Origin of the sequence: Paucibacter sp. DJ2R-2, from assembly GCF_025717675.1 — a bacterium.
Classification (GTDB): Bacteria; Pseudomonadota; Gammaproteobacteria; order Burkholderiales; family Burkholderiaceae_C; genus Paucibacter_A.
Genome location: NZ_JAJIRT010000015.1, coordinates 58,495 through 71,993, shown reverse-complemented (window position 1 = coordinate 71,993; position 13,499 = coordinate 58,495). Strand labels below are relative to the sequence as shown.

General features: G+C 61.6%; 15 protein-coding genes. 14 read left to right on the top strand and 1 reads right to left on the bottom strand.

All coding sequences use genetic code 11. The annotated features are described in order from the left end of the window. Positions 1–243 precede the first annotated feature (243 nt). The 14 genes from LNV28_RS23995 (at position 244) to LNV28_RS23930 (ending at position 12,123) form a co-directional block, all read left to right on the top strand. Entirely contained in the window at positions 244–1,512 is a 1,269-nt protein-coding gene (locus LNV28_RS23995; protein ID WP_263520731.1) for a tyrosine-type recombinase/integrase, read from the top strand. A gap of 102 nt (positions 1,513–1,614) precedes the next feature. Beyond that, positions 1,615–2,235 carry a hypothetical protein gene (locus tag LNV28_RS23990; protein WP_263569067.1) on the top strand — a complete coding sequence of 207 codons (621 nt, stop codon included), beginning with the start codon at positions 1,615–1,617 and terminating at the stop codon, positions 2,233–2,235. A 114-nt stretch (positions 2,236–2,349) separates the two neighbouring features. Continuing rightward, positions 2,350–2,592: a helix-turn-helix transcriptional regulator gene (locus LNV28_RS23985; protein ID WP_263520727.1), complete on the top strand. Its 243-nt coding sequence runs from the start codon at positions 2,350–2,352 to the stop codon at positions 2,590–2,592. Next, positions 2,589–2,867 carry a hypothetical protein gene (locus tag LNV28_RS23980; RefSeq protein WP_263520725.1) on the top strand — a complete coding sequence of 93 codons (279 nt, stop codon included), beginning with the start codon at positions 2,589–2,591 and terminating at the stop codon, positions 2,865–2,867. The genes LNV28_RS23985 and LNV28_RS23980 overlap by 4 nt, the downstream gene beginning before the upstream one ends. Before the next feature lie 420 nt (positions 2,868–3,287). Further along, positions 3,288–4,889 carry a YfjI family protein gene (locus tag LNV28_RS23975; protein ID WP_263520723.1) on the top strand — a complete coding sequence of 534 codons (1,602 nt, stop codon included), beginning with the start codon at positions 3,288–3,290 and terminating at the stop codon, positions 4,887–4,889. Positions 4,890–5,128: 239 nt separating this feature from the next. Further along, complete coding sequence (locus LNV28_RS23970) at positions 5,129–5,362, top strand: hypothetical protein (RefSeq protein ID WP_263520721.1); 234 nt, start codon at positions 5,129–5,131, stop codon at positions 5,360–5,362. Position 5,363: 1 nt separating this feature from the next. After that, positions 5,364–6,065: a hypothetical protein gene (locus LNV28_RS23965; protein WP_263520719.1), complete on the top strand. Its 702-nt coding sequence runs from the start codon at positions 5,364–5,366 to the stop codon at positions 6,063–6,065. Positions 6,066–6,319: 254 nt separating this feature from the next. Continuing rightward, a complete protein-coding gene (locus LNV28_RS23960; protein WP_263520717.1) occupies positions 6,320–6,556 on the top strand; it encodes a hypothetical protein in 237 nt (78 codons plus the stop codon). A gap of 470 nt (positions 6,557–7,026) precedes the next feature. Then, positions 7,027–7,791: an exodeoxyribonuclease III gene (locus LNV28_RS23955; protein ID WP_263520716.1), complete on the top strand. Its 765-nt coding sequence runs from the start codon at positions 7,027–7,029 to the stop codon at positions 7,789–7,791. Positions 7,792–8,110: 319 nt separating this feature from the next. Further along, positions 8,111–8,584, top strand: a complete 474-nt coding sequence (locus LNV28_RS23950) for a type IV pilin protein (protein ID WP_263520715.1) — start codon at positions 8,111–8,113, stop codon at positions 8,582–8,584. Further along, positions 8,584–9,063, top strand: coding sequence for a pilus assembly FimT family protein (locus LNV28_RS23945; protein WP_263520713.1), 480 nt, complete (start codon positions 8,584–8,586; stop codon positions 9,061–9,063). Before LNV28_RS23950 ends, LNV28_RS23945 begins: the two co-directional genes overlap by 1 nt. Then, entirely contained in the window at positions 9,047–9,475 is a 429-nt protein-coding gene (locus LNV28_RS23940; RefSeq protein WP_263520712.1) for a type II secretion system protein, read from the top strand. Before LNV28_RS23945 ends, LNV28_RS23940 begins: the two co-directional genes overlap by 17 nt. A gap of 59 nt (positions 9,476–9,534) precedes the next feature. Continuing rightward, positions 9,535–10,239: a PilW family protein gene (locus LNV28_RS23935; protein WP_263569066.1), complete on the top strand. Its 705-nt coding sequence runs from the start codon at positions 9,535–9,537 to the stop codon at positions 10,237–10,239. A gap of 12 nt (positions 10,240–10,251) precedes the next feature. Next, entirely contained in the window at positions 10,252–12,123 is a 1,872-nt protein-coding gene (locus LNV28_RS23930; protein ID WP_263569065.1) for a hypothetical protein, read from the top strand. Here the strand turns inward: LNV28_RS23930 and LNV28_RS23925 are convergent. After that, positions 12,114–13,388 carry a DEAD/DEAH box helicase gene (locus LNV28_RS23925; RefSeq protein WP_263520706.1) on the bottom strand — a complete coding sequence of 425 codons (1,275 nt, stop codon included), beginning with the start codon at positions 13,386–13,388 and terminating at the stop codon, positions 12,114–12,116. The genes LNV28_RS23930 and LNV28_RS23925 overlap by 10 nt on opposite strands. Positions 13,389–13,499: the final 111 nt, after the last annotated feature.

The window sequence follows — 13,499 nt, the reverse complement described above, 5'->3', positions numbered from 1 at the left end:
GTCGCGCGGCCCCAGGCCAGAACTCACATCGAAACCGTCACTGAGGATTGCCTTGAAACTCGCCACCTGTAAGGTGAAAGACTGTTTTTAGCAGCATCACACGGGTTCACAAGTCAGAGCCAAGTACTTGATTCGCATAGATCAATCGAATCAATTAACCTCGTGAAGCGTCACCAAAGCGCATAAGATGTGTGTAGCTAGTAGCGTAGCTAGCGAACTGACTACACATTGCAGGGGTGCGCCGTGGCGAAACAAGTCGATAAGCTGACAGACGTACAGCTCCGAAAGTGGATCAAGACCGGCGCACCATTGGCAAAGGCTGACGGCGGCGGGCTGACGTTCACGCTATCAGCAGCGGGCGCGGCGGCATGGGTTCTGCGTTACCGGCACGGCGGCAAGGCGAAAGAACTGACGCTCGGGCGATTCCCCGACTTAGGCGTAGCAGCGGCAAGAATCCGGGCAAGGGATGAACGAGCCAAGATTCAGGCCGGAACAGACGTCGCCAAAGAGCGCCAGACCGAGAAGATCAAGAGCGCCACCACCAAGAGCTTCAAGCAATTGGCCGAGAGCTACATCGAAAAGGTAATGCCCACGCTGGCGGCGAGAACCTACGCGCAGCGGAGGCAGCATATCGACGCTGTGATTCTCCCCAGGCTTGGGCGACTGGCTGCGCGAGAAGTCACAACATCGGACGTTGTTTCATTCGTTGAGGCCGTCGGCAAGATCAAGACCGTCAACGTGGTGGAACTGGTGTTCACTGCGCTGTCGGAGATTTTCAAGCATGGGCTGGCGAATCATTCCGTGATCGTGAATCCCTGCGCCGGTATCTCGGTGCACGCCATTTGCGGCAGGCCTGCGCCGACCCGAGCACGACTCAAGCTGACAGAAGCAGAACTTCGGGCCGTGATGCCTACCCTGCCCGCCATCGGCGCGGAAAATGCCCAGGCCGTGAAGCTGCTGCTGCTGACCTGTGTTCGTATCGGTGAATTGACGCGGGCCGAGTGGTCAGACGTCGACCTGGAGCGGGCCGAATGGGTGATTCCCGACGCCAATTCCAAGACCGGCACCGGCTTTACGATTCCACTCGCACCGGCTGCTGTGGAGTGCTTCAAGGCGCTGCAACCCCTGGCCTGTGGCTCCCGCTTTGTCTTGCCTGCCCGCCAAGTACGGCGCACCCGCAACAGTGGCGGCGCTGATGTTCACTTCGAGCAGCGGGCCGTGAATGCCATGCTGGTCAAGCTCTGCGACAAGCTAGGCGACAAGGTGCGGCGCTTTACCCCGCATGACCTGCGCTCTACCGCACGGAGCCACCTTTCAGCTTTGGGAGTCGGCCTGATCGTGGCCGAGCGATGCCTGAATCACGCGCTTGGCGGGCTAGTTGGCGTCTATGACCAGCACGACTACCTGACCGAACGGCGGGCCGCATTGGAAACATGGGCTTTGTTCCTGGCCGCTTGCGAGGCGGGCGAACCCTGGCAGCGCGATAACGTGATCCAACTACGGGCCGCATAACTGGCTGCACAATCCATTTTCGCCGCGCCTAGGCTGATCCCTGAAAACCCGTTCCCTGACGGGCTGGCGCGGCACCTATCAATCAGGGGCGACAGGGATCGCATGGTGAAAGATTCAGATGAAGTGCAGAAGCCCTTGGCCTTGAAACTGATTCGCTCTTGGAGAAGGGCGCAGGCAGGGACAACGCTTACTTATGCACTCCTCACTTTGATGTTGTGGGTTTTCATCGCCAAGCAACTAGGCGTTGATGTTTCACGCACAACGGCTTGGTATGGACTGCTCCTTGTCGCGTTTCTTTCAATCATCGTGGAGCTGGCTTTCCTGCACTTTAGGCAAGTTGAGCTATCACGACAGCTTCACGGTCTTCACAGGTACTCTCAATCGATCCGCAACTACGCAGTGGCAAATATCGAACCGCTGCATGAATCAATTGCCAGTTTGAAGGCAGTGGAGACGCCGCAACCAGAAGAATCCGCTCCCGATCAGCCCAATAGCGAAGAACGCACGCTGGGCAAGCGCGAACGTGAAACCATGCTCAAGCTCTTGATAGGAATGGCCATAAAGGGTTACAGCCATGACCCAGCGGCAGCGAAAAGCAGCGCGGCAAAAGAGATAGCAGATGACTTGGCGGCGCTTGGGATCAACGTTTCAGACGACACCGTCCGCAAATACTTGAAGAAAGCCGCCGACACCGTGCTGCCCGCAAACCCGCGCCAATCCTAGAGTCCAAACCGAATTCGGTTTCAAGGCAAAGGCAACTCGGTAACCGAAAACCGAATTCGGGCACAAAGAGACCGCCATTCTCCAAAGTTGAGCCATCCAACCACGGAGGCTCAAGTGGCATCACCAATCATCCCCTCATTCGATACCCTGCCCCGAGGCGCATTTATCCGCGCTTCTCGACTGGTGCAGAACCCCAAGACTGGCATTCCTGCCCCCTTGCCTTTCAGCGAGCCGACGCTATGGCGCAAGGTCAAGGCCGGTACTTTTCCCAAGCCTTCTAAGCTGTCCGAAAAGGTCACAGCCTGGAACGTTGGCGAGGTGCGCGACTGGCTGCAAGCCCAAGGGGTAACGGCTTGATCGGCCCCACAAAGACGGATGCCCTGGCCGGTGGAGCGGCGCAAGGCATCGAAGAAAAAACGTCAGCAGACCCGGAGCAATGTACCAGCGCTAGCGCCGACCCCAAAGCCTTCGCCGCGCTTCAAGCTCAGTTTTCGCTCAAGGGTTACGCCCTGCTGCGCTTGGCTGATGGCGTGATGCTGGCCGAACGCTGGGGATTTACTCGCCAGCTCGACACCATGACCCAGGCGGCGCAATTCCTGCAGCAGATTGGGGGCAGCAATGGACGCACTTGAAAAGTTCCTGAACGCACACGGCCACATGCGAAAGGTCAGCGCAACGGGCTACAGAGGGCCATGCCGGGCTTGCAATACTTCGGACAGGTCAGCGGCACTCTCAATCAGCGAGGGCAGCACAGGCGCTCTACTGGTCAAGTGCTTTGCCGGTGGCTGTGATGCGGAGGCTATCGCGGCATCGGTGGGCTTGAGCCTGCAAGACCTTTTCCCGCCAAGGTTGACCGGCCACCATGTCCCGACCCCCAGGCGGCGTGGATTACTGACCGCCAATGAGGCACTCGACCTGCTGGCCTTCGAAGCCGAGCTAACCGCCGTCGCTGCATCCAATTTGGGATGCGGGTCGACCCTGAGCACCGAAGACCGTGCCCGCCTTCTTCAGGCCAGCGCCCGCATCACATCACTCTATGCGGAGGTACGCTCATGATTGACTCGACCATTGATCCATTCACCCCGCGCCCGCGCCCCCTACCGACTCAGCCAAGCGGAACATTCGGAAAGGCCAGCAGCGCAAGCTATGACCCCAGGCCGGAGCCAGCCGAGCGCAGCACGCCCACACCATTACCGGATGAATTGCAGGCCGTCCAAGCTTTCCCGCTTGAGGCATTGCCCGAGACAGTCCGGCCATGGGTGCGCGATGTTTGCGAACGTATGCAATGCCCGGCCGACTTTGTGGCTGTTCCTCTGTTGGTGGCGCTCTCGTCACTGGTGGCGGGCAAAGTGGCAATCAGGCCGCAAGCTCACACCGACTGGCAAGAATCGGCAAACTTGTGGGCGGCAATTGTCGGGCGACCTGGCCGGATGAAGTCGCCTTGCATGACCCAGGCGCTAGCCAATCTGCGAAAGCTTGAGACAAAGCACGCCGACTTGCACGCCGAAGCTATGCGCGACCACGAGCTAGACATGCGGGCCTTCAAGCTGGCAAATAGCGCGGCAGACAAGAAGGCCGCTCAAGCGTTATCCAAGGACAGCAAGGCCAACATCACCGACCTGCTGATGACGGAGGAACTACAAACCCCGATTCGTAAGCGCTATGTTGTGACCGACATTGGCTATGAGGCACTTGGAGAGGTGCTGGCCGAGAACCCGCAAGGCGTGATGATGGAGCGCGACGAACTGCGCGGGCTGCTAGTCCACTTGGCTCGCGAGGAAAACGCCACGGCGCGAGGTTTCATGCTTCAGGCGTGGAGCGGTGGCAGCTACCAATTCGGGCGCATTGGGCGCGGGCATATCGCCATTCCAAACATGTGCTTAAGCATGATCGGCGGCATTCAACCCGGCCCGCTATCCGAGTTCATCAAGGTCGCCAATCGAGGCGGCGGCGGTGACGATGGATTCTTGCAGCGATGCTTGATCGCATGGCCTGACGGCGCGGGCGACTACCGGGAGGTAGATCGAGGCATAGACGAGGCCGCGAAGATCAAGGCGGCGCACGTGTTTGCAAGTCTCGACAAGCTGGACGGCGCGGCGGCAATGGCAACCCAGGCAGTAGATGCAGACGGAAAACCGGATGGCCTGCCCTACCTGCGCTTTTCCGATGATGCGCTAGCCATGTTCAATGAGTGGCGGCATGAATTGGAGGCAGCGGTACGGGCACCAGACATACGCCCGTCAATCGAGGCGGCGCTATCCAAGTTCCGCAAGCATGTTCCGGCAATGGCGCTCACCCTGCATCTAGCGAGTGGCGGCACCGGCCCGGTAACTGCGAGGGCTTGTGCTTCAGCGCTGGAGCTGGCCGATTACTTCAAGTCGCACGCAATACGGGCCTATGAGTCCGGCACCAATGCGACCGTCGCCACGGCGAAGGCAATTATTCGGAGGATCGAGCGCAAAGAATTGGCCGAGGTGTTCACTGCGCGTGATGTTTACCGTCGTGGATGGGCTGGCCTATCTGATCGGGAGGGAGTCTGCGAAGCGCTGGATATGTTGGCGGCGCATGGCTGGCTGACCGAGTCTGAGCGGCGCTCTGATGCTGCTGGCGGGCGCGTTACGGTGGACTACCGGGCAACAAGGTGGCAATCATGAGCAGGTGGCTGAATCGGCTCGAATCTCTAGAAAGTGCCCAGAGGGAGAACTGCCAAAACTGCCAAAACCCCCCCCAAGGGTCAGAAACCGAGGTTTTGTCAGTTTTGTCAGTACCCATACCGGGCGCTTTTGAACAATCGACGGCGGCAAACGAACCAACCAAGCCACCAAGCCAAAGGCCCTATTGGCCCAACACCCAGCACGCGAACGACTCAGAGCTAGACCTGATGGAGGCCCGCTTGATGGTCTTCAAACGGCGCGGCATGGATGACACGGAGGCCGACAAGCTGGCCGACAAGCTCTTGCAGGTCGACCGCGATCAAACCGGGCAGGTAACTTGCCACTTGTGCCAGCACTTCAACCCCAGGCGCAAGACCTGCGGCAATTTCAGATCGGCGGGAGTCGGTCAGGAAGTTGGCGAACTGGCGGCGATGGCTCAGAGATGCGCAGGCTATCAAGAAGCGAGGCAATGAAATGGCGACCAAAGCAACAACTCCAGCAGTACCTGAACCGGGCAACGCTGAAGGCGAGACGCTGAAGATAGTGCGCGAAGTCGGCAAGTCCAAAAATCGCCAGATTGCCGACCTCGTTTCAGAGGGCATTGCGTCGAACGCAAGCACTGCACAGCGGTACATCAAGCCCGAACTTGGCGAGGTATCGATCACGGAGCTAGTCGCCTCCTTCCGCGACGATGGGAAGGCCGTAAATGCCGGGGACATGTCCGCACTTGAACGAATGCTGACCGGCCAAGCTCTCGCGCTCAATGCAATGTTTGGCGAGCTGGCCCGTCGTTCGGCCTTGAACATGGGCACGCACATAGAGGCGATGGAAACCTATCTCAAGCTTGCGCTGAAGGCACAAGGCCAATCGAGGGCAACGATTGAGACTCTGGCGGCCATCAAGAGCCCACCCGTCGTGTTCGCAAGGCAAGCCAACATCAACAACGGCGGCAATCAGCAAGTGAACAACGGAGCGAGCACCCAGGCTTCGCGCACGGAAGAAAACCAAAAGCACTCACACGAACTATTGGAGGCAAGCAATGGCGAACGGCTGGACTTTGGAGCGAAAAGCCAAGCAAGCGGCAATGATCAGAACTTGGAAGCCGTGGGAGCGCTCAACAGGCCCGAGGACAAAGGCGGGAAAGCGAAAGGCGGCACTAAACGGCTACAAGGCTGACGAGTGGACTACTGACCGCAATATGCTGCGCGACCTCAAGCGAGAGATGGCCGAAATGCTACGGACTCAACGGGAGCTGTTTGTCCGCTCTACCAAATAGGCCGTGCACAGAAAAAAATGGAGCCGCATCGGGAAACTGCTGCGGCTCTCGTGTTTGATCGTCGACGGGATAAGTCGCGCACTCGCTAGAACTTGCACTACTAGCCCAAGTGCAGGCTCACCCTATGAGCCACCCGCCAGCGAACATTCGAGGCATGAAACCCACCGAGTTCTGGCACTGGAAGATGAAAAGCGAAACCACCGGGAAGGTGCAACGATCGCCGTGCAGATTCACCGAAGAAGTTGCACTGAGCCGCGACCCGCAAGCCGTGCGGATTCCTGGCACCTGCGAAGTGCGCAACCTGCCGACACACCCTGACGAATACCGGGCGCAGTTGCCATCTTTGATTCCCCACAAGATCCACCACGCCTTAGGGCTGCCGAAGCCCTGATCTTTGTGCACGCTGAGGCCAAATTTGCTCGAGCGCGCACTATCGCCTAGATTGACTGAGCAGGGCCGCAGGTGCAGCCACCAGGGCGCGCAGGCCGCGAGAGTTCCCAACGTGGAGTTCTGAGCGATCCGGCCCTGCACCTCCCCAGCTCAAGTGGTGCTTAACGGTATGGTTCAAGCGCACTTTGACGCGAGCTCCAGCCACCCCAGAAACCCAATTCCACCATCGCTACGATTGCCGAGGTGGACTCTGTGTACCCGTTGGGATTGCATCGAGCGATTGCCGAAGGTAGATCGGCGACAAAGGTCTGGCCAAACCGGCAAGAGGGCTAGTAGCGCGCAAACGATCAAACCAAAGGTCAGGCCACAATCGACCAATTGAAGGCGCACGCCTCTACTGTGTAGCTAGCTGCGTAGCTAGGCAAAGTATCAATAGCCTAACCGATTGATTTTTAAAGAAAATTTTGCTTTATGCGACTTGCCACCTGGAATGTCAACTCACTGGCCGTGCGCCTGCCTCAGGTGCTGGATTGGCTGGCTGCCAACCCGGTCGATGCATTGGTGCTGCAAGAAACCAAGCTGACCGACGACAAGTTTCCCTTCGCCGAGATTGAAGCGGCCGGCTATCAGGTGCAATGGTTTGGCCAGAAAACCTACAACGGCGTGGCCTTGATCAGCCGCAGCGCGGCGCTGGATGTGGTGAAGAACCTGCCCGGCTTCGAGGATCCGCAGGCCCGTGTCATCACCGGCACGGTCGACGGCGTGCGCTGCATCGGCGCCTATTTCCCCAACGGGCAGGCACCGGACAGCGACAAGTTTGTCTACAAGATGGCCTGGCTGGAGGCTATGCGCCGCTTCGTCGCTGACGAACTACAGCGCCACCCGAAGCTGGTGCTCATGGGCGACTACAACATCGCTCCCGAAGACCGCGATGTCTACGATCCCGTGGCCTGGGCCGGGCAGATCCATTGCACGCCCGAGGAGCGCGCCCATTTCCAGGGGCTGCTGGGCCTGCAAATGGTCGACGCTTTCCGACTGTTCGAGCAAGCGCCCAAGAGCTGGAGCTGGTGGGACTACCGCAACCTGGCGTTCCGCAAGAACCAGGGCCTGCGCATCGACCACATTCTCGTCAGCGCCGGGCTGAGCGGCCAGGTCAAGGCCTGCAGCATTGACCGTGCACCGCGCAAGAACGAGCGGCCGAGCGACCACGCACCGGTCTGGGTCGAGCTGGCCTGACCGACGCACGAGCTCCAGGGACTGGCGGGCGCAGCTCTCGCCTGAGAACGCGAGCGCTGCAGACTTTGCAGACGTCGCTTGCCAGCTTTGCCGCGTTTGACTGACCTTGCCCCCGGAGTTCCGGGTACCCAAGCCTGGATGGTTCCGCTATAAGTGAAGCATGGCGTGCGAACTGCGGCCGAGCCCTGTTCATGTGCGCCTTGAGCGTGACAAACATCGCAGACCCACATTGATACCAGTCTGTAAGATTGGTATCTAGTTGGTTTTAATGTTTACAGTTCACCACTGCTTTCGGCCCCGGGGCCGGCAAGGACTTCACTTGAACAGTTCAGCGCTCGTCACCGCCCGTCCGGCCCCGCCGCCCTTGCCGGAGCATCGGCATCGCCACAGCCCGACGCGCGCAGCAGGCTTCACCCTGATTGAGTTGATGATTGCCCTGGTGGTGCTGGCGGTCATCGCCGCCATCGCCCTGCCCTCCTACACCAGTTATGTGAACAAGAGTCGTGCCCAGAGCGCCAGTGCCGACCTCGCCGCCTTGGCGCTCAATATGGAGAACCGCTACCAGCTGCAGTTGGTCTACCCGGTCAACGCGGCCGGCACCGTGGCCAGCACGACGACGTTCCCGGCCTGGGCGCCCACCCAGTCGACCTATTTCACCTACACCCTGGTCAGCACGACCAGCAGCTACACCCTGACGGCCACCGGCAAGAGCAGCCTGTCTGGCTGCGTGCTGACACTCAGCAACAGCAACACACGCACGGCCAGCGGCAGCTGCGGATTCACAAGCTGGTGATGAAGCTGCACTCCTCACCCTCTGGCATTCAGAGCGGCGTCTCGCTGGTCGAGATGATGGTCACCGTGGCAGTCATGATGCTGTTGGCCTTGGCCGCTGCGCCCTTCACCTCGTCCTGGGGCAGCCAGGCTTCCGTGCGCCAGACCCAAACTCTGCTGATGCAAGGCATGAGCCAGCTCAAGGCTCTGGCTTTGCGCAACCCTGCGGCCAGCAGCGCGACGGCTGCGGCCGTGCTGGTGGCCGTGCCGGGCCAGCTCTGCGTACGTCAAGGCATCCCGGCCACGCTCGATTGCAGCGCGGTCACCTGGATTTCGGTGCCGCCGGCCAGCATCAAGTTGAACAACGCCACCAGCCAGTGCGTGGCCCTGGACAGCGGCGGTTCGCCGGTTGCCGCCACGGTGGGCGCCACGGTCTGCGGTACGGCACTCAGTTTCGAAGTCAGCAAAGGGACGGAGACCAGCAGTGGCACGCTCAACTGAAGCCAAGCGCCGGCGCCCGCTGGCCGGCCAGCGCGGGGATGCCCTGGTCGAGGCGCTGATCGCCATGATCCTGCTCGGCGTGATCGGCCTCGGCCTGGTTTACTCCCTGAGCCGGGCCATGGTGGCGCAGAAGTACCAGAAGGGCCAAAGCCTGGCCATCCAGGGCATACGCGCGGACCTGCAGAATGCCGGCGTGGCCAATGGCTGCCCGGCCGCGGGCGCCAGCACGGTCAGCAGCAATCTGAGCCTGGGCAGCAATCTGCAAGTGACCGGTGTGCAGAAGACCTGCACGATCACCGCCGTGACCGTGACCCTCAACGGCGTGGCCAAGTCCGCCAGCCTGCCGGTGGTGCAATACGCGGCCGACGCTGAGACCTTGTTTGGGCCTGGCACCCTGACGGTCAGCAATTGAGGCCGACCATGTCTGCTTCTGCGCCTGTCTTTGCGCCTGCAGCGAGATCCGCGCTTGGCTTGGCTCGTCGCCAAGCTGGACTGAGCCTGATCAGCTTGATGGTCGGCATGGTGATCTCGTTGATCGCCGTGCTCGGCGCCTTGGCCCTGTACCGCAGTACCACGCAAAGCCTCTACGGCGATGGCGGTCTGGTGCGCAACTCCATTCAGGACGGCCAGCTCGCCACCGGCTTGCTGAGCGCGCAGATTGCGCTGCAAGGCGCGGGCTACGGCATCACAGGCCCAAGCAGCGGCAGCCATCTGCTGCTGATCAGCAGCGCGGTGCTCAACACCAGCACCGGCAGACTGGATGGCAGCGCTGTCAACCTGAGCAGCGCGGCCCAGAGCGGCAATGCCATCGTCTGGGTGCAGAACCCCAATCTGAGCGCCAACAGCAGCGCTTACACCTGCAGCGCCCTGCTGTCCGACAGCGGCAGCAAGGCCTTCTACCTGCTGCAGTCCAGCAGCGGCTGTCACCCGCTGGCCAGCAACTGGAAGACCATCAGCTGGACCAGCCGCGCCCTGGTCGAAGGCCAGGTGATGAGCCAGGCCGTCGCCCTCAGTGCTCGCAATGCCAGCAACTGCTGGCCCTTTGGTGCCGTGCCCGAGACCATCAGCAAGCTGACGGCACCGGCTGCCTCGGTCAGCGTGACCCTGAACTACAGCTCCAGCGTCAGCGGCAGCAGCAACACCTACACCAGTTGCCTGGCCAATCTGATTTCCTGACGCCCAAACACCATGGCCTCCCGCCCTTCTCTCAAGCCTTCAGCTCACATTTGCCGGCGCGCTAGGCGCTCGCAACGCGGCATTTCCTCGGTGCTCTTCATGCTGCTGAGCGGCTTGTCCCTGGGCGCCATGGTGTTCGGTGGCATCTACTATGTGCGCAGCCTGCAGGTGCAATCGGTCACCGTGCATGCGCTGACCCAAGCACAGCTGAAAGCCTGGGGCGGCACCGAGGCGGTGCGCCAGTACTTGTTTCAGCTCGGCGCCACGGACGCAGCCAAGCTGAGCGCCAACCAGACGGTCAGTTTCGCCGGCGTGAGCGGCATCTCGGCCACGGTCACCGATGTGCTGGCCGCAGACAGCGTTAATTGCGGAGGCGGCACCCGAGTCGGTTTCAACATCACCGGTAGCAGCGGCGGCGCCAATGCCTTGCTGGCCGCCACCTTTTGCGCCAAGGGCAGCCCCGGCGGCGGCGGCACGGGCTCGCGCGGCGCCGCGGTCAATATCAAGGGCAATCTCGACCTCAGCGGCGACCTGACCGTGATCGGAGACGCCAATTCCAAGATCGTCGTCGACGGCAAGGTCACCGGTGCCGGCAGCCTCGCCGGCATCTCCAACCTCTATGCCTCAGGCGACATCAGTCTGGGCGGCAGCACCAGCATCGATACCCTGTTTTCTGAAGGCAGCATTGCGCTCAGTGGCAGCGGCAGCTACAGCAATGTTCAGGCCATGGGCAATATCGGCCTGACGGGTGGGGTGAGCGCCGGCAGTCTCAAAGCCAATGGTACGGTCACCTTGGAAAGCAATGCCGTGACCGAGCTCAGCGCCATCGGCAACGTCAGACTGGGCAGCAGCGCGACCATTGCCACGCTCAAGACCAAGGGCAGCGTGGTGGCCAGCAACTCGCTGATCACGGGCTCGGCCCTGGTCCAAGGCAATTACGAGGAGCAGGTGGCTGGCACCGTCAACAGTGGGAGTTATGGCGGCAGCCTGACGGTGCAAACTTGGAATGCCGGCGTCAAGATGAACCGGGTTCCCGGCCTGTCTGTCGCCATCACCGCCTTGACAGCCACGACCATCAGCGTGCCGACCTTTGACGCCTACGCCTATCAAAGCAGCGCCAACTACGCCTTCGATCAGGTCGGCAACGACATCAAGGTGACGGTCAAGAATGTCAGCAACATTCCGGACGGCACCTACTTCCTGGTCCGAAGCGGGGCCACGCAAGACTATGTCTGCAGCAGCAATAGCTACAGCGCCGCCAGCTGCCCGGCCAAGATCTGCACCGGCTACAGCGACTACAACAGCTGCTTCAGCTACAGCGCTGGCAAATGGACCCTGGCCGGCACCACCATGGCGCCCGGCATCGTCTGGTTCAAGGGCGATTTCGAAGCCGGGCAAGGCACTTACTACAACAGCTGGCTGGCGACCGGAAACATCACAACCGGCGGCAACAACGTTTCCTACGCGGCCAACTATGCCGGCTACAACCAGCTCTGCACCAACAGCAGCTTCCCGAACCTGGCGCCCAAGAACTTCTGCAAGGCCGGCAGCAGCACCTTGCTGACTGTGGGCGCCGGCAATATCGCTTTCGGTGCCGGTGGGCAGGTCGGCAACAACTACAGCGGCGGCAAGATCACCCTCAGCGCCTCCAACCATGTCTATGGCGATGTGATGGCCGGTGACATTCTGGAGACAGGCGGCAGCACCACGGTGCACGGCTACATCTCGGCCGCCCGCATCGGCAACAACGCGGGCAGCAGCAAGCTCGGCGCCAGCACCAAGATTGACCTGAGCAATCTGCCTTCGAGCTTCAAACCGGGCGAAACCGCCGTGACGCCGGCAGCGGCCAACAGCGCCACCCTGCTCTGGTCGCGTTACCGCTGATCTGCCGCTTCGGGCTGGCCGGCCGCCAAGGCGGCAGCCTCACGCAGCTTGTCCTTCTTGCTCTTGCGCCGGCCCTTGACGCCGCCGTTCTGACTCAGGGTCAGTTCTTGCGCCTCGCTCAAGGGGCTGGCAGCAAACCCAGCTACCTCCTCGCGGGCCACACGCTGGCCTTGCCGTTTTTCGATGAGGCGGAAATGGGCCTCGGCACTCGCAGGCACGAAACTCACCGCCAGGCCGGTCTCGCCAGCGCGGCCGGTGCGTCCGATGCGGTGGGTGTAATCGGCCGCTGAACGTGGCAGGTCGTAGTTGACCACCACCGGCAGCTCGGCAATGTCCAGGCCGCGCGCGGCCACATCGGTGGCCACCAACACTTGGATATCACCGCTGCGCAGCGCCGCCAGCACCTGGCTGCGCGCGCCTTGGCTCAGTTCGCCGTGCAAGGCGGCGGCCTTGATGCCATGGGCCCAGAGTTTGTCCGAGACATGCTCGGTCGCATAGCGAGTGGCCACGAACACCAGTGCGCGGCTCCAGCCCTCCTCGGTCTGCAGCAGATGGCGCAGCAAAGGCGTGCGCCGGCTTTCGTCGACGCGGATGGCCCGCTGCACGATGGCGGCGCTGCGCTGCGGCTCGGGCGCGATCTCGATGCGCTGCGGTTCGCGCAGCAAGCCATCGGCCAGGCCTTGCACCGCTTTGGGGAAGGTCGCAGAAAAGAACAAGCTCTGGCGGCGTGCCGGCAGCAGGGACAGGATGCGCTGCAGCTCTTCGGCAAAGCCCAGGTCGAGCAGGCGATCCGCCTCGTCCAGAACCAGGATTTCCACGCTGCGCAGATCCAGCGCGTTATGGTCGATCAGGTCGAGCAAGCGACCTGGTGTGGCAACCATGATGTCGCAGCCGCCGCGCAAGGCCATCATCTGCGGGTTGATCGACACACCACCAAATGCGAGCTCGATCTTCAGACGCTGCGGCAGCACGCGGGCGAACTCGCGCACAACCTCACCGACCTGGGCCACCAGCTCTCGCGTCGGCAGCAGCAGCAAGGCCTGCAGGCGGCGCGGCCCGGCAGCCGGAGGTACACGCAAACGCTGAAGCAAGGGCAGCGCAAAAGCGGCTGTCTTGCCAGAGCCGGTCTGGGCCAGACCCAGCACATCGCGGCCGGCCAGGATGGGGGGAATGGCGGCGCCTTGGATGGCGGTGGGAGCGTGGTAGCCCTGCTCGCGCACGGCACGGACCAAGGCGGGCGAAAGGCCCAGGGTAGCGAAGGACATGGTCGGGCCAAGATGCGGGAGGGGCGCCGATTGTAGGCCCGCCGCCCTGTCTTGGCGGTTCTGACCGCTCGATAAGCCATGCGGCACACGCAGCCGCGCGGGCACATGTCA